This is a genomic window from Streptococcus vicugnae, assembly GCF_016461705.1.
GTDB classification, from domain to species: Bacteria; Bacillota; Bacilli; order Lactobacillales; family Streptococcaceae; genus Streptococcus; species Streptococcus vicugnae.
The window spans coordinates 220484-236628 of record NZ_JAEMHW010000001.1 but is presented as its reverse complement, the minus strand read 5'-3'; the positions used below and the strand labels follow the sequence as shown (position 1 = coordinate 236628).

General features: G+C 37.7%; 15 protein-coding genes. 11 read left to right on the top strand and 4 right to left on the bottom strand.

What is annotated here, in order from left to right; all coding sequences use genetic code 11:
- Positions 1–27 precede the first annotated feature (27 nt).
- The 5 genes from JG537_RS01145 (at position 28) to ftsX (ending at position 6599) form a co-directional block, all read left to right on the top strand.
- A complete protein-coding gene (locus tag JG537_RS01145) occupies positions 28–2709 on the top strand; it encodes a cation-translocating P-type ATPase (RefSeq protein ID WP_199542557.1) in 2682 nt (893 codons plus the stop codon).
- 247 nt (positions 2710–2956) lie between these two features.
- Positions 2957–3604, top strand: coding sequence for an HAD family hydrolase (locus JG537_RS01140; protein WP_132868945.1), 648 nt, complete (start codon positions 2957–2959; stop codon positions 3602–3604).
- Between the two features lie 237 nt (positions 3605–3841).
- Positions 3842–4937 (top strand): peptide chain release factor 2 gene (gene prfB, locus JG537_RS01135; RefSeq protein WP_132868944.1). Its coding sequence is split into 2 segments (ribosomal slippage): positions 3842–3913 and positions 3915–4937, totalling 1095 coding nucleotides; the frame shifts between segments, so codons are not numbered across the junction.
- Positions 4938–4984: 47 nt separating this feature from the next.
- The gene (gene ftsE, locus JG537_RS01130; RefSeq protein WP_074481476.1) at positions 4985–5677 is read left to right on the top strand and encodes a cell division ATP-binding protein FtsE; all 693 of its coding nucleotides are present in this window, start codon (positions 4985–4987) and stop codon (positions 5675–5677) included.
- A complete protein-coding gene (ftsX, locus tag JG537_RS01125) occupies positions 5670–6599 on the top strand; it encodes a permease-like cell division protein FtsX (protein ID WP_199542555.1) in 930 nt (309 codons plus the stop codon). Before ftsE ends, ftsX begins: the two co-directional genes overlap by 8 nt.
- 37 nt (positions 6600–6636) lie before the next feature.
- Here ftsX and JG537_RS01120 read toward each other — a convergent pair whose 3' ends face one another.
- On the bottom strand, positions 6637–7350 hold the full coding sequence (locus JG537_RS01120; protein WP_199542553.1) for an alpha/beta hydrolase: 714 nt from the start codon (positions 7348–7350) through the stop codon (positions 6637–6639).
- On the bottom strand, positions 7347–7988 hold the full coding sequence (locus tag JG537_RS01115; RefSeq protein WP_199542551.1) for an MBL fold metallo-hydrolase: 642 nt from the start codon (positions 7986–7988) through the stop codon (positions 7347–7349). The genes JG537_RS01120 and JG537_RS01115 overlap by 4 nt, the downstream gene beginning before the upstream one ends.
- A 125-nt stretch (positions 7989–8113) precedes the next feature.
- Between JG537_RS01115 and JG537_RS01110 the strand changes: the two genes are divergently transcribed.
- From JG537_RS01110 to JG537_RS01085, 6 genes are all read left to right on the top strand, one after another.
- Positions 8114–10597 carry a bifunctional DnaQ family exonuclease/ATP-dependent helicase gene (locus tag JG537_RS01110; RefSeq protein WP_199542549.1) on the top strand — a complete coding sequence of 828 codons (2484 nt, stop codon included), beginning with the start codon at positions 8114–8116 and terminating at the stop codon, positions 10595–10597.
- A gap of 30 nt (positions 10598–10627) precedes the next feature.
- Positions 10628–11098 (top strand): cell wall elongation regulator TseB-like domain-containing protein, encoded by a 471-nt coding sequence (locus JG537_RS01105; RefSeq protein ID WP_132868939.1) that lies wholly within the window; start codon positions 10628–10630, stop codon positions 11096–11098.
- A complete protein-coding gene (locus tag JG537_RS01100) occupies positions 11095–12276 on the top strand; it encodes a pyridoxal phosphate-dependent aminotransferase (protein WP_132868938.1) in 1182 nt (393 codons plus the stop codon). The genes JG537_RS01105 and JG537_RS01100 overlap by 4 nt, the downstream gene beginning before the upstream one ends.
- Before the next feature lies 1 nt (position 12277).
- Positions 12278–12721, top strand: coding sequence for a protease inhibitor I42 family protein (locus JG537_RS01095; protein ID WP_158914234.1), 444 nt, complete (start codon positions 12278–12280; stop codon positions 12719–12721).
- Between the two features lie 18 nt (positions 12722–12739).
- Positions 12740–14086, top strand: a complete 1347-nt coding sequence (asnS, locus tag JG537_RS01090) for an asparagine--tRNA ligase (protein ID WP_132869781.1) — start codon at positions 12740–12742, stop codon at positions 14084–14086.
- A gap of 98 nt (positions 14087–14184) precedes the next feature.
- Positions 14185–14469 carry a hypothetical protein gene (locus JG537_RS01085; RefSeq protein WP_132869782.1) on the top strand — a complete coding sequence of 95 codons (285 nt, stop codon included), beginning with the start codon at positions 14185–14187 and terminating at the stop codon, positions 14467–14469.
- A 42-nt stretch (positions 14470–14511) separates the two neighbouring features.
- On the opposite strand, the gene JG537_RS01080 is transcribed toward JG537_RS01085, so the two are convergent.
- Together JG537_RS01080 and JG537_RS01075 are read right to left on the bottom strand one after the other, a co-directional pair.
- A complete protein-coding gene (locus tag JG537_RS01080) occupies positions 14512–15069 on the bottom strand; it encodes an ECF transporter S component (RefSeq protein ID WP_132869783.1) in 558 nt (185 codons plus the stop codon).
- A 3-nt stretch (positions 15070–15072) separates the two neighbouring features.
- Positions 15073–16056 carry a nucleoside hydrolase gene (locus JG537_RS01075; RefSeq protein WP_199542547.1) on the bottom strand — a complete coding sequence of 328 codons (984 nt, stop codon included), beginning with the start codon at positions 16054–16056 and terminating at the stop codon, positions 15073–15075.
- Between the last annotated feature and the right edge of the window lie 89 nt (positions 16057–16145).

Genomic DNA, 16145 nt, shown 5'->3' with positions numbered 1-16145 from the left:
TAGAGGAGACCATAGGAGGAAGCTATTTTGTCTAAAGAACAAAGTAAAGCTCTGTTTTACACACAGAGCAAAGATGAAACATTGGATGCTCTAGAGTCATCACGTGAAGGTTTGTCTACGGCTGAAGCACAAAAACGCTTGGACGAATTTGGTCACAATGAACTTGATGAAGGTGAAAAACGTGGCTTATTTGCCAAATTCATCGATCAATTCAAGGATTTGATGATTATCATCTTGTTGGTTGCAGCGGCTCTATCTGTTATCACAGAAGGAATGCACGGTTTAACAGATGCTTTAATCATTCTTGCAGTTGTTATCTTGAACGCGGCTTTTGGTGTTTACCAAGAAGGTCAAGCAGAAGCAGCTATTGAAGCCCTTAAGGACATGTCAAGTCAAATTGCGCGTGTTCGTCGTGATGGCCATGTGGTGGAAATTGACTCACGCGAATTAGTGCCTGGTGATATTGTCATGCTTGAAGCAGGTGATGTTGTCCCAGCTGATATGCGTCTCTTAGAAGCTGCGTCATTAAAAATTGAAGAAGCAGCTTTGACAGGGGAATCTGTTCCAGTTGAGAAAGATTTGTCTGTTGATGTTCCAGCTGATGCAGGTATCGGTGACCGTGTGAATATGGCTTACCAAAACTCAAACGTTACCTACGGACGTGGTGTTGGTGTGGTTGTTAACACTGGTATGTTTACCGAAGTTGGTAAAATTGCTGATATGCTTGCAAATGCCGATGAAACAGACACACCACTTAAACAAAGCCTTAACCAATTGTCTAAAGTATTGACTTACTTGATCGTTGGGATTGCTGCTGTTACTTTCCTTATCGGTGTTTTTGTCCGCGGCGAAGCTCCGCTTAATGGATTGATGGTTGCCGTTGCTCTTGCTGTTGCTGCTATTCCAGAAGGACTTCCAGCCATCGTAACAATTGTTTTGTCAATGGGAACAACAACCCTTGCTAAACGTAATTCTATCGTTCGTAAATTGCCAGCTGTTGAAACACTTGGTTCTACAGAAATCATTGCCTCAGATAAAACAGGGACATTGACAATGAACCAAATGACAGTTGAAAAAGTTTATACAAATGGTCAATTGCAAAGCGCTGCAAGCGAAATTGCGGCAGACAATAACACACTTCGTGTGATGAACTTTGCAAATGATACAAAAATTGATCCAAATGGTAAATTGATTGGTGACCCTACTGAGACAGCACTTGTTCAATTTGGGCTTGATCATAGTTTTGATATTCGTGAAGTGCTAAAAAATGAACCTCGTGTTGCGGAATTACCATTTGACTCAGACCGTAAATTGATGTCAACTATTCATAAAGAAGCTGATGGTAAATACTTTGTTGCGGTCAAAGGGGCACCAGATCAATTACTTAAACGTGTGACTCGTATCGAAGAAAATGGTCAAGTTCGCGATATTACAGCAGATGAGAAGAAAGCTATTTTGCAAGTCAATAAAGATCTTGCCAAACAAGCTCTTCGTGTCTTGATGATGGCTTACAAGTACGTCTCTGAAGTGCCCACACTTGAATCAGAAATTGTCGAATCTGATTTGATTTTCTCAGGTCTTGTCGGAATGATTGACCCAGAACGTCCAGAAGCAGCTAAAGCTGTTGCTGTCGCTAAAGAAGCTGGTATTCGTCCAATCATGATTACAGGTGACCACCAAGATACAGCAGAAGCTATTGCTAAACGTCTTGGTATCATTGAAGACGATGGTCAAGATCATGTTTTCACTGGTGCTGAACTTAATGAATTGTCAGATGAAGAATTCCAAAAAGTCTTCAAACAATACTCAGTTTATGCACGTGTATCTCCAGAACATAAAGTTCGTATCGTAAAAGCTTGGCAAAATGAAGGTAAGGTTGTTGCCATGACTGGTGACGGTGTTAATGATGCGCCATCACTTAAGACTGCTGATATCGGTATTGGTATGGGGATCACTGGTACTGAAGTTTCTAAAGGCGCTTCAGATATGGTTCTTGCTGATGATAACTTTGCAACTATTATCGTTGCTGTTGAAGAGGGACGTAAGGTCTTCTCTAATATTCAAAAATCAATTCAATACCTTCTTTCAGCTAACATGGCAGAAGTCTTCACAATCTTCTTTGCAACTCTATTTGGTTGGGATGTTCTTCAACCAGTTCACCTTCTTTGGATTAACTTGGTAACTGATACACTACCAGCCATTGCTCTTGGTGTTGAACCAGCTGAGCCTGGTGTGATGACTCACAAACCTCGTGGACGTAAATCAAACTTCTTTGATGGTGGGGTTATGGGAGCTATTATCTATCAAGGTATTTTCCAAACATTGCTTGTCTTGGGTGTTTATGGTTGGGCTTTGATGTTCCCAGAACATGCTTCAAATCGTATGATGCACGAAGATGCTCTAACTATGGCCTTTGCAACACTTGGTTTGATTCAATTGCTTCATGCCTTTAACGTTAAGTCTGTTTACCAATCTATCTTTACAGTTGGTGTCTTTAAAAACAGAACCTTCAACTGGGCAATTCCTGTTGCCTTCCTTCTTTTGATGGTAACTATCGCAGTGCCTGGATTTAACCAATTATTCCACGTTTCACACTTGAGTGTGACACAATGGCTAGCGGTTATTATCGGAAGTCTGTTGATGGTTGTTCTTACAGAAATTGTAAAAGCTGTTCAACGTTTACTTGGACAAGATGAAAAAGCAATTTAGTGTAAATAGATAGGCTAGGACAAAATTCCTCAACCTCTTTATTTACGTAGTTAGAATATGCAAAACGCAGTGGTTAAGTGGGTTCTAATGCGTTGATAAATCAACTTTTACAACCCTACTTAACTTTGCGGGGGTGGGACGACGAAATCGAATTTCTTTGAAATTACCGATTTCTGTCCCACTCCCTTTTTTTACTTTCTGAAAATCTTTGCAACGTTTTATGATAGAATAGTTCGGGGAGGCTTTTATGATTAAAGCAGTTATATTTGATATGGATGGTGTTTTATTTAACACTGAGAATTTTTATTTTGAACGTAGAGAAGCATTTCTAGGAAGTAAAGATATTTCGATTAAACATTTGCCACCAAAATTTTTCGTAGGTGGGCGTATGGATCAATTCTGGGAAAAAATTCTTGGGGACAAGATTTCAGACTACGATACCAAAGCTTTAGAAGCAGAATATACAGCTTATAAGAATGTTCATCGACCAGATTATAGTCAGTTAGTTTTTTCAGATGCTAAAACAGTCCTAGCTGATTTAAAAGCTAAGGGATATGTTTTAGCGCTTGCTTCAAATACAGTGCGAGAAGATGTTGAACGAGCTTTGACAAAATGTGGTTTGATTGAGTTTTTCACTTATATTTTAACAGGTGATGACTTCAAAGAAGGAAAACCAAATCCAGCGATTTACAACGCTGCTTGTGCGAAATTAGGATTCGATAAAGAAAACATTGTTATCATTGAAGATAGTCAAAAAGGAATTCAGGCTGGTGTAGCAGCAGGTGTTAGAGTGATTGCTATCCGTGATAAAGTGTTTGGTATTGATCAGTCTCAGGCAAGTCTTTTAGTTGATAATTTAACAGAAGCATCGTTTGTCATTGAAAAAGAAGCTTAGGGTGATACTGTTAACGTATTGAATCAACAATAGGCTATGAAAGCTATTTGCTACTAATGGTATCGAATAGCAATTTTATAGGCTTTATGTTAAAATAAGAAGGCAGTAGAGAAAATCTATAGAGGCTTAGAAGATGTTAAGTTTAGCCCTTTGTAGATTTAATCAGTGAGTCTTGTAAAATGTGCAATTGCTTTGCTCGTTTAACGAACTTAATATCTTAAATAAAGGAGTTATCTCATGGAAGTGGCTGAAATCCGCCAAAAAATAGTAGAAAATCAAGAGAAGTTGACTAGCTTCAGGAGGTCTCTTTGACTTAGATCGTTTGGAAGAAGACATTGCACTTCTTGAAAACAAAATGACTGAGCCAGATTTTTGGAACGATAATATTGCAGCGCAGAAAACATCTCAAGAACTAAATGGTTTGAAACAAACCTACGAAACATTTAACCAAATGCAAGAACTTTCTGATGAAACAGAGCTTTATTTGGAAATGTTAGATGAAGATGATTCTGTTCAAGCAGATTTAGAAGAAAGTCTTGAAAAACTTGATAAAATCATGACAGGTTATGAAATGACTCTTCTATTATCAGAACCTTATGACCGTAACAACGCCATCTTGGAAATTCACCCAGGATCAGGTGGTACTGAAGCTCAAGACTGGGCTGATATGCTTTTCCGTATGTACACTCGTTATGGAAATGCCAAAGGCTTTAAAGTTGAAACCCTTGACTATCAGGCTGGTGATGAAGCTGGAATTAAATCAGTAACTCTTTCTTTTGAAGGTCCAAATGCTTATGGACTTTTGAAATCTGAAATGGGGGTTCACCGTTTGGTTCGTATTTCACCATTTGATTCAGCTAAACGTCGTCACACATCATTTTCTTCTGTCGAAGTAATGCCAGAATTGGATGATACGATTGAAGTTGAAATTCGTGATGATGATATCAAGATGGATACTTTCCGTTCAGGTGGTGCTGGTGGACAAAACGTCAACAAGGTTTCAACCGGTGTCCGTTTGACTCACATTCCAACAGGTATTGTTGTTGCATCTACAGTTGACCGTACGCAATACGGTAACCGTGATCGCGCAATGAAAATGTTGCAAGCAAAACTTTATCAATTAGAACAAGAGAAAAAAGCGCAAGAAGTGGATGCTCTTAAAGGTGATAAAAAAGAAATTACTTGGGGAAGCCAAATCCGCTCATACGTCTTCACTCCATATACAATGGTTAAAGACCACCGTACAGGATATGAAGTTGCTCAAGTTGATAAAGTCATGGATGGTGACATTGACGGCTTCATCGACGCTTTCTTGAAATGGCGTATTGATTAACTCGAAAGTAAAATTTTAGGATAACAAAATCGTAAAGGAAAATACAAATGGCATTAATTGAAATGAAAGGTGTAACTAAAAAGTATCACCGCTCAACAACTGCTTTGAGAGACATTAATGTGTCTGTCAACCCAGGTGAATTTGTTTATATTGTTGGTCCTTCTGGTGCCGGTAAATCAAGTTTCATTAAATTGCTTTACCGCGAAGAAAAAGTGTCTGCTGGGACACTTAAAGTCGGGGAATTTAACCTTACAAAAATGAAAAAACGTCAAATTCCAATTTTGCGCCGTAGCATTGGGGTTGTCTTCCAAGACTACAAACTTCTTCCTAAAAAGACAGTTTTTGAAAATGTTGCCTATGCAATGCAAGTTATTGGTGAAAAACCACGTGAAATCAAAAAACGTGTTCCAGAAGTTCTTGAATTAGTTGGCCTTAAACATAAAATGCGTTCATTCCCAGATCAACTATCTGGTGGTGAACAACAACGTGTGGCAATTGCGCGTGCAATCGTCAATAATCCAAAGGTTTTGATTGCTGACGAACCAACTGGTAACCTTGACCCAGAAATTTCTTGGGAAATCATGCAATTGTTAGAACGTATTAACCTTCAAGGGACAACAGTTCTAATGGCAACTCACAATAAACAAATCGTTGATAATCTTCGCCATCGCGTTATCGCTATCGAAGAAGGACGTATTGTTCGCGATGAAGAGGAAGGAGAATACGGATATAATGATTAGAAACTTTTTCCGCCACTTATGGGAATCCATTAAAAGTTTGAAACGTAACATTTGGATGACCATTGCTTCAGTTAGTTCAGTTGCGATTACTTTAACTTTGGTTGGTATTTTCGCTACTGTATTGATGAATGTTGAGAAAATTGCTCAAGGTATTGAAAAAAATATCCAAATTAATGTTTACTTGGATGTTAACTCAGCTGATAACTCAGAAACAAAAACAAATGAAGTTGGTGAAACAGTTCAAAACGATGCTTTCCACCAAGTTTATGACCAAATTGATGCTCTTTCTGGTGTTAAATCTGTCAAATTCTCAAGTAAAGATGAGCAATTAGCCAAATTAAAAGAAACTTACGGTGATGATTGGGCAATGTTTGATGGTGACTCAAACCCATTGCAAGATGTCTACGTTGTAGAAGCAACATCAGCTGCTAAAGTTAAAAAAATAGCTAATAAGATTTCTAAAATTGAAGGCGTTGAATCTGTCGATTACGGTGGATCAAACTCGGATCAACTTTTCAAAGTGTCTAAATTTATCCGTACATGGGGATTTGCCGGAACAGTTCTCTTGGTTATCGTAGCTATCTTCTTGATTTCAAATACAATCCGCATGACAATTATGTCTCGTCATCGTGACATTGAAATTATGCGTTTGGTTGGTGCTAAAAATTCTTATATCCGTGGCCCATTCTTCTTTGAAGGTGCTTGGGTAGGATTACTTGGAGCAATTGTACCATCAATTGTTATCTACTTTGCTTACAAAGCTGTTTATGCATCAGTTAATCCACAATTTGAAGTACAAGGTTTAACATTGTACCCTGCTGATTCATTCCTTCCAATGATTATTGGTGGTATGTTCTTAGTTGGTATTCTTATTGGATCTCTTGGTTCAGTTATTTCAATGAGACGTTATCTTAAAATTTAACATAGAAAAACAACTTCTGACTTTCAGAAGTTGTTTTTTAATTAATAAAGCTTGAAATAGCTGTAGCAATTTCTTTTTCTTGTTCTTTTTGAGAAATACTTGCTTTTCCATCTTTTGCTTGGTGACCATAATCTCCAAATTCGCTGTGATTACCTCCAGAGATATTGACGTATTTTGTATCTTGCGGAAGTCTCTTTTTAGCTTTGTTATACTGGTTCCATTTAAGGATTTTATCTTTGCTAGCTGTGATTGAGAGAACTTTTAGCTTGTCTTTTGATAAGTCTGTTTTCTCACTTGGATAGCTTGCAAGAAGAATTAAACCAGTAACGTCTGTTTTGGCTGCATCAGCGTTCATGCAGGCAACAACGCCACCTAGTGAGTGCCCAGCGAGGTAGACATTTTTTAAGTTTTTTTCTTTGATGACGGCTAAAGCTTTTTTACTCGATAGCACAGGTAGATTTAGGGGTGTTTTCAAGATGTAAACATTATATCCTGATTCGGCTAAATCATTTGCTAAATTAGCGTAGGCTTTTTCCTCAACGAGAGCACCTTGGTAAAAGATAATAGTTGCTTTTGCGCTTTCTTTACTTTCAAAGAGTAGATAGTCTTTTGTGATTTCAGCGGATTTAGCAGCTGCCATAGAACTTTGATGCGCTTGGTAGGTTTTATAACGAATAAAACCAAGGCCTAGAACAAGCAGAGTTGTTAAACAAACTAAAAAGTAGAGTAGACATTTTTTAAGTTTTTTCATAGTGTGTTAAAATACGGGTTAAAATTCTTTTCATGTGCAATAGACGTTTCACGACCATGACCAGGGTATACGGTGAAGTGATTTGGAAGACTAAAGAGTTCAGTTTTGATACTATTTAGTAATTGTTCTGCGTTTCCAGTTGGCAAATCAGTTCGCCCAATAGTCTCTCTAAAGAGAGCATCGCCTGTAAGAACCAGTTCATCATCAGGAAAGACTAGAGAAACACTTCCCCAAGAGTGCCCGGGAGTTTGACGAGCTTGAAAACGAAAACCAGCAATGGCATAATCGTCTTGGTATTGGAAATGGTGTTCAGCTGGTTTTAAAATCACATCATCCATATCAGCATGTCGGTCTAAACCTGAAAAGTTATCTTTAGGTGAGTAAAGCCAAGATGCTTCTTTTTCTGAAATGTAGACTGGTGGCTGTCCAAAAGCATCACGAATGACATCAAGTCCCATGATGTGGTCATAATGCGCATGAGTAATCAAGATTGCTGCTACAGGTTTATCAAGGGCGGTAATCTTTTCTTTAATTTTGTCGGTATCACTACCTGGGTCAACAACAATGATAGCTTGATCATTGACCAATAAGTAAGTATTTTCACGTGCAACGTGGTTTAATAGTCTATAAATCTTCATAGAAAAAGTGTATCAAAAAAGTCTTTAAAAGTCATATAATGTCTTTTCTCAAAAGGGATTTTTTCAATATCTTATTTTTGAGATTAGGTGAATGTGTGTCTTAAAAATGGTATAATCTATATGTTATGATGCAAGTTAATTCTCAAAAATATGCTGTTGTGGATTTGGAGGCAACGGGTGCCCACGCAATGGCAGAAATTATTCAGGTTGGCATTGTCATTATTGAAAATAATCAAATTGTGAAGACTTATCAGACGGATGTTAATCCGCATGAAGCTTTGTCTGAACACATTATTCATTTAACAGGAATCACTGATGAGCAATTGGCTAAGGCGCCAGATTTTTCACAAGTTGCTCAAGAGATTTATCACTTGATTTCAGATTGTGTCTTTGTTGCTCACAATGTGAAATTTGATGCCAATCTTTTAGCAGAAAAATTATTCTTAGAAGGCTACGAATTGCGTACGCCGCTTGTTGATACGGTAGAGTTGTCACAAGTTTTTTATCCGACCCTTGAAAAATACACGCTAGGTCATTTAGCAGAAGTTTTACAACTTGATTTGACGGATGCTCACACAGCGATTTCTGATGCTTATGCAACAGCTCAGCTATTGTTAAAGCTAAAAGAAAAAATGGAAAGCTTGCCAAAAGAACTTTTAGAGCAGTTATTACCATTAGCAGATAATCTTTTATTTGAAACAGGAATGTTAGTCAAAGAGAGTTTTAAAAAGGCAAAAGTCATGTCAAAAAAAGATTACCAAGAAGTTGGAGGTCTTATTTTACGACGTGATAAGGCTATTGGTAGTGAGCGTAAGTTATCAGAAGACTTTGACCTTAATATGGCTCTTTTGGGCTTAGATGCCCGTAAGAAACAAAGCCAATTTGCTCAAATGGTTAAAGATGATTTTCAATCATCCAAAGTGTCATTTTTAGAAGCGCAGGCTGGTCTTGGAAAGACTTATGGTTACCTTTTACCTCTTTTGCAGATGGTTCAAGATGAGCAAATCATTGTTTCTGTACCAACTAAGATTTTGCAAGATCAGATTATGGCTAATGAAGCTAAGCAAATTCAAGAGGTCTTTCATATTCCTTGCCAATCTATTAAAGGTCCTGGAAACTATATTAAGCTAGATACTTTTGCAGAAAGCTTGCATAGAGAAGGTGATAATCGTTTGGTGAATCGCTACAAGATGCAGTTGCTTGTTTGGTTGACTGAGACCTTAACAGGGGATTTAGACGAAATTCGACAAAAGCAGCGCTTTGAAGCTTTCTTTGAACAGATCAAGCACGATGGTAATTTGAGTGAAAAATCACTTTATAAAGATGTTGATTTCTGGAAACGTACTTATGAAAATGCTAAGCACAGCAAACTTTTAATCATTAATCATGCCTACTTTTTAGAACGTGTCCAAGATGATAAAGCCTTTGCGGCTAAAAAAGTTTTGGTTTTCGATGAAGCTCAAAAATTAATTCTGAATTTGGAACAATTTTCACGCCGTCGTGTTAACGTGACGCAATTGGTGCAAAAACTTGAAAAACAATTGGACACTGCTTTACCAACGCTTGAAAAACGCTTAATTGAAAGTCTGTCTTTCCAATTAAGTCATCTTGCCACACGTTTTTATCAACATCAAGAAACTTATGTGACAACAGAAGATGCTCATCGTATTGAGCAAGCTGCAAAAGAATTAGTGGCTATTAATCCTGAGTGGCGATACATTTGCTTGGAAGATGTATTAGCTTTATTTGCACAGCCATTTACAGATTTTTGGTTTGAGACAAGTTATGAAAATGAGAAGCGTCAAACGTACCTCAATGCAAGTAGTGATGAGCTTTTGAATTTCAGCGAATTTTTACCGGAAACACGCAAGACTTACATGGTTTCTGCAACATTACATATTAGTCCTCAAGTTAGCTTAGCTGATTTACTAGGATTTGAGCAATATCACTATATGAGCATTGAACGTGATAAGCAAGAGTCACAGCGTATTTGGATTGATGAGGAAATGCCAAATGTTGCTGAGATTTCTGATGAAGAGTACGCTAAAGTAATCGCAGAGCGAATTTATCAGATCAGGCAATTGGATGAACAGATGTTAGTGCTGTTTAATTCTAAAAAAGCTATGCTTGACGTTTCTGATCTTCTAGATGAGATGGAACTTCACCACTTAACACAAGAGAAAAACGGAACAGCTTATAATGTTAAACGTCGTTTTGAACGAGGTGAAAGTCACATTCTTCTTGGAACCGGGGCGTTCTGGGAAGGTGTAGACTTTGTGCAATCAGATAAAATGATTGAGGTGATTACACGTTTGCCATTTGAAAATCCTAAAGATTTATTCGTTCAGAAAATTAGCAATCACCTGCTTGCTCAAGCAAAGTCACCATTTAATGATTATTCCCTACCTTTAGCGATTTTGAAACTAAAACAGGCTATTGGAAGGACTATGAGACGCGAAAATCAACGTTCGGCTGTGCTTTTACTAGACTCAAGAATTTTAACAAAATCGTACGGAAAAATAATTAGTGATGCTTTAGCTGAAGAATTTTACATTTCTCATCAAAAATTTTCAAAGAGTCTCACTGAAATAAAGAATTTTCTGCTATAATAAAAGGGATAAACAAAAAGGGAGAAGTAAATGAAAAAATTAACTCCAGTAAAACAATATTTACTTGGTTTTAGCTTGATTTTATTAGTTCTCTTGATTTCTGCTGCATCTGTTTTGGATTTGGCGATACAGCCAAGACAGAGAGCAGAAAAATTGGTGACCCAAGTAGCCATTGAAAAAGCTGACTTAGTTAAAACGTCTTCTGTTGACCTTTACAACGGTTCTAAGACATACTATAGTGTTTTTGGAACGACAGCATCAGGCGAACAGAAGATTGTCGCTGTCGGTGAAGACAATGGTAAGGTATTTGTTTATTCTGTAAATGATGGGATTAGTCGTAAACAAGCTGAGCAAGTAGCAGCAGCAAATGGAGCGACTGGTATTTCAAAAGTCGTTTACGGAATTGATGGTAAGACCCCTATTTGGGAAGTTACAGCTACTGATGGTTATTATCTTGTGAATTTTGAAACAAGTGAGCTCGTGAAGAAGGAGGGCATATGACAAACTTATCAAATCGCGTGTTGAACATGAAAGAAAGTGTGACTTTAGCAGCAAGTGCGCGTGCCAAAGCCTTGAAAGCACAAGGTCGTGATATTCTATCACTAACTTTGGGAGAACCTGATTTTGTAACTCCTAAGAATATCCAAGATGCTGCAATTGAAGCTATTCAAAATGGTAAAGCTAGCTTTTATACTGTTGCTTCTGGACTTCCAGAATTGAAGGATGCTATTAATACCTACATGGAAAATTTCTACGGTTATTCAGTTAATCGTAATCAAGTCGTTGTAGCGACAGGTGCAAAATACATTCTTTATACTTTCTTTACAACTGTTCTTAATCCAGGCGATGAAGTTATTATCCCAACACCATGTTGGGTGTCTTATGTCGATCAAGTTAAAATGGTTGATGGTGTTCCAGTGACAGTTGCAACAACCGAAGCAAATGATTTTAAAGCTACTGTAGAACAACTTGAAGCTGCTCGTACAGATAAAACAAAAGTTCTTTTGTTGAATTCACCATCTAATCCAACTGGCATGATTTATAGCCGTGAAGAATTAGAAGCAATTGGTAATTGGGCTGTTGAACACAATGTTTTAATCTTAGCTGACGATATTTATGGTCGTTTGGTATATAATGGAAATGAGTTCACACCAATTTCATCAATTTCTGAAGCAATCAGAAATCAAACAGTTGTTGTAAATGGTACATCAAAAACTTATGCTATGACTGGTTGGCGTGTTGGTTTTGCGGTTGGTAATGAAGAAATTATCTCTGGAATGTCAAAAGTTATCAGCCAAACAACATCTAACTTGACTGCTGTTTCACAATATGCAGCAATTGAAGCTCTTACAGGACCACAAGATTCTATTGAAGACATGCGTCAAGCATTCGAAGAACGTCTTAATACAATCTACCCATTGCTTTGTGAAGTTCCTGGGTTTGAGGTTATCAAACCTCAAGGTGCTTTCTACCTTTTCCCTAACGTGAAAAAAGCAATGGAAATGAAAGGTTACACTGACGTCACTGCCTTTACAACTGCTATTCTTGAAGAAGCAGAAGTTGCTCTTGTTACTGGTGCTGGGTTTGGTGCTCCTGAAAATGTTCGTTTGAGCTATGCAACTGATTTGGATACTTTAAAAGAAGCCGTAAGACGCTTGAAAGCCTTTATGGAAAAATAAGATGTCCAAAAAGCGAAAACTTATTATTGCATTAGTTGCTTTTTCAGGAATCGTTGCAGTTGGACTTGGCATTCATTTTAAACCAAATTCTCCAGAATTAACCAAACTGGGGGATTACTCAATTACTTCTAAAGGCATGCGTTTTGAAATTGACTTGGCTAGCAATAGTACGACTGGTTATACTTGGACTGCTAGTGGCGTGGATAAGAATAACTGTAGTTTAGATGACATTTTTTATCAATCTTATCCAAGTAAAGATAATCGACTAGGTTCTTCTGGCTACAGTCGTGTTACAGGAAGAGTTAAAAAAGCTGGTCAGCAAGAATTTGATTTAACGTATTGTCAAAATTGGGACGGAGGTAAGAAGGAGATGACTTACCACGTTACTATCAGTAGCTCTAAAACTAAAATTAATAAGATTAAACTGACAAAAGTGTCAGAGTAATATTTGAAAAGAGGAATTATGTCTAAAGATTACGTATCAATTATTGATGTTAAAGATCATGTTGGTGAAGAAGTCACAATTGGGGCTTGGGTAGCTAACAAATCAGGAAAAGGAAAAATTGCTTTCTTACAACTTCGTGACGGGACAGCATTCTTCCAAGCAGTTGCTTTCAAACCAAACTTTATTGAAAAATATGGTGAAGAAGAAGGAACTGAAAAATTCAACACAATTAAACACCTTAGCCAAGAAACTTCTATCCTTATCACTGGTATCGTTAAAGAAGATTCACGTTCAAAATTTGGTTACGAACTTGATGTGACAGATCTTAAAATTGTAGGTCACTCAGAAGATTACCCAATCACTCCAAAAGAACACGGTACTGACTTCCTTATGGATCACCGTCACTTGTGGTTGCGTTCTCGTAAACAAATGGCTATCATGCAAATCCGTAACGCTATCATCTACGCTACATATGAATTCTTTGATAAAAATGGTTTCATTAAATTTGATAGCCCAATCTTGTCTGGAAACGCTGCTGAAGATTCAACAGAATTGTTTGAAACAGACTACTTCGGTACACCTGCTTACTTGAGTCAATCAGGTCAATTGTACCTTGAAGCTGGAGCTATGGCTCTTGGTCGTGTCTTTGACTTTGGTCCTGTATTCCGTGCTGAAAAATCAAAAACTCGTCGTCACTTGACCGAGTTCTGGATGATGGATGCTGAATATTCATTCCTTTCACATGAAGAATCTCTTGATCTTCAAGAAGCTTATGTTAAAGCTCTTATCCAAGGTGTTCTTGACCGTGCTCCACAAGCCCTTGAAATCTTGGAACGTGACGTTGATTTGCTTAAAAAATACATTGCAGAACCATTCAAACGTGTTTCTTACGATGATGCTATCGATCTTCTTCAAGAACACGAAAATGATGAAGATGCTGATTATGAACACCTAGAACACGGTGATGACTTCGGTTCACCACATGAAACTTGGATTTCAAACTACTTTGGTGTACCAACATTTGTTATCAACTACCCAGCAAGCTTCAAAGCCTTCTACATGAAACCAGTTCCTGGTAACCCAGAACGCGTCTTGTGTGCTGACCTTCTTGCACCAGAAGGTTACGGTGAAATCATCGGTGGATCTGTTCGTGAAGATGACTACGATACACTCGTTGCTAAAATGGACGCTCTTGGTATGGATAAATCAGAATATGAATTCTATCTTGACCTTCGTAAATATGGTTCAGTACCACACGCTGGATTTGGTATTGGTATCGAACGTATGGTAACATTCGTAGCTGGGACTAAACACATCCGTGAAGCTATTCCATTCCCACGTATGCTACACCGCATTAAACCTTAGAAATAAAAAATACAAAAAGCCTGAACGTTTTAAGTTTAGGCTTTTTAAGTTTATTTAAGAAAGCTTTGCTAAAATCCTCCTTAGGAGAGGTGGTTAACATGATAACTTATATCGCGAAAATTACCTTTTTTGATAAGACATTTTGTATTACACTAGACCTAAAAAAAGTCTCACATTCACTCTTAGAACAAATTAAACGACAAGTAGGTTTAGTTAAGCATGATTTAGATGCTTGGCAAGAAGCTTTTTCTGATACGGTTGACAGACTATCAGGCGAGATATTTTTCTGTAACACGTTTTTTATCAGAATTTTGCAGGAGCATTTTTCGGATTTGGGAAAGCACGAAGCAATTGCTTCAATTACTTGCCAGACTTTAAAATAAGATAAAAAGACCAGCTTGTTAAAAGCTGGTCTTTATGTGTCTTTACCCTTTAGCAGCCACAAGGTTTGGTGCAAAGGTTTTAAGAGATTTGATAATGGCAAATACTAGGATAAGGCTGATAAGGCGATCAGCGTAGTCAGTAATGGCTTGTACTAAGACGAGGCTTGCTGTCATATCAATGCCAAGACCATGTAGAACTTGTGCTAAGATTCCTGAGCCACTTGAGGTGATACCATGGAAAAGAATCACTGTGATACTTGATGATACAATGGTTCCAGGAAGTGAGACAAGAAGACTTTTCCAGATTAAATCTCTTGATTTACTTGTTTCTTTAACAAGGAAACCAGTGATAAAAGCAGCAACAATGGCAACAGGTGCGAAGTAGATAGCAAAGATATCAGTTGTCATCCAACTAATTAGTGCGCTAATAATAGCAGCACCAGCACCTAACCATGGTCCAAGGACCACAGCAACCAATAAAGTTCCAATCATGTCAAGGTAGATTGGTAAGCGCAGAAAGAGTGCAATGTTTGCACCAATGTAGTTAATAGCAATGGCGATTGCCATAAATGAAATAAGTCGAGTAGATGATTGTTTCATAATTTAACTTTCTAACTGTAGATTTTTAAGATCATTTTGAATGATGTCTTTTTGTGCATCTAAAAGTACGGTTAGAAAATCTTGCCAGAATAAAGTTGGGGTTACTTGCGTTAGGATTGTGCTATTTTTAGGCTTGTGGTAAAAATCATATTGGTCTACGACTGTTTGGCCCATAGCGATACCATCTGTTACAACGTCAGTGTAAGCATCGAATCCAGAACAAACGTCGCTATTAACGAAATATGCTAAGGCCAGTGGGTCATTAATGACACAACCGATAATATGTTCGTATTCCCAGTGAAAATCAAAGTAAAAGCGGGTAATGTTAGTGATGAATGATGTCATTTCAGCGTTAATACGACTCATATATTCTAAGTGGTTTGGGGTTAATACAATGTGACGAGTAACATCAAGACCGACCATTTCCACTTTACGTCCTAAGCGTTCAAAAGTGATTTGTGCGGCATGAGGGTCACACCAGTAATTATATTCAGCGACTGGTGAACAGTTGCCGTGTGATTTGAAATTGCCCCCCATGCTGACAAAACGATGGCAGTTTTTGCCGAGTTCTGGATTAATCTCAAGTGCTTTAGCGATATTAGTCAAAGGACCAAGCGCGATGATAGAAGTGTTTTGAGGTTTTTTAAAGTAATCTGCTAAAAACTGTTCTGCTGATTTTTCTTGAACGCAAGGCGTATGCTTGAGCTCAAAATCATTTTCCCCTAGGCCATCCATACCATGTGTGTCTTGGGCAGAAATATAGTCGCGTTTTAGAGGGGTATCAGCACCTTTGTAGACTGGGATGTCTAGACGATTGAGAAGCTCTAAACTTGTAAAAGTATTTTTAATACCAAGATCAGTTGGGCAATTTCCTGCAACAATGGTAATCGCTATAACTTCTAAATTAGGATGTTTTAAAGCATAAAGTAGTGCTAGAGTATCGTCGATACCTGGATCACAATCGATAATAATTTTTTGTTTGGTCATTTTGTCCTCCTTTCCCAAGAAATTTTTATAGAAAATAAAAAATAGCCTTGTTTTATAAAAAACAAAGCCACTCAAAAAGACGCTCTATA

Coding starts and splice junctions, on each gene's coding strand:
- ftsX (WP_199542555.1), top strand. CDS start 5,670: ATGATTAGAAACTTTTTCCGCCACTTATGGGAATCCATTAAAAGTTTG.
- asnS (WP_132869781.1), top strand. CDS start 12,740: ATGTCTAAAGATTACGTATCAATTATTGATGTTAAAGATCATGTTGGT.
- JG537_RS01115 (WP_199542551.1), bottom strand. CDS start 7,988: ATGAAGATTTATAGACTATTAAACCACGTTGCACGTGAAAATACTTAC.
- JG537_RS01075 (WP_199542547.1), bottom strand. CDS start 16,056: ATGACCAAACAAAAAATTATTATCGATTGTGATCCAGGTATCGACGAT.
- JG537_RS01120 (WP_199542553.1), bottom strand. CDS start 7,350: ATGAAAAAACTTAAAAAATGTCTACTCTACTTTTTAGTTTGTTTAACA.
- JG537_RS01105 (WP_132868939.1), top strand. CDS start 10,628: ATGAAAAAATTAACTCCAGTAAAACAATATTTACTTGGTTTTAGCTTG.
- JG537_RS01085 (WP_132869782.1), top strand. CDS start 14,185: ATGATAACTTATATCGCGAAAATTACCTTTTTTGATAAGACATTTTGT.
- JG537_RS01100 (WP_132868938.1), top strand. CDS start 11,095: ATGACAAACTTATCAAATCGCGTGTTGAACATGAAAGAAAGTGTGACT.
- JG537_RS01095 (WP_158914234.1), top strand. CDS start 12,278: ATGTCCAAAAAGCGAAAACTTATTATTGCATTAGTTGCTTTTTCAGGA.
- JG537_RS01080 (WP_132869783.1), bottom strand. CDS start 15,069: ATGAAACAATCATCTACTCGACTTATTTCATTTATGGCAATCGCCATT.
- JG537_RS01140 (WP_132868945.1), top strand. CDS start 2,957: ATGATTAAAGCAGTTATATTTGATATGGATGGTGTTTTATTTAACACT.
- JG537_RS01110 (WP_199542549.1), top strand. CDS start 8,114: ATGATGCAAGTTAATTCTCAAAAATATGCTGTTGTGGATTTGGAGGCA.
- ftsE (WP_074481476.1), top strand. CDS start 4,985: ATGGCATTAATTGAAATGAAAGGTGTAACTAAAAAGTATCACCGCTCA.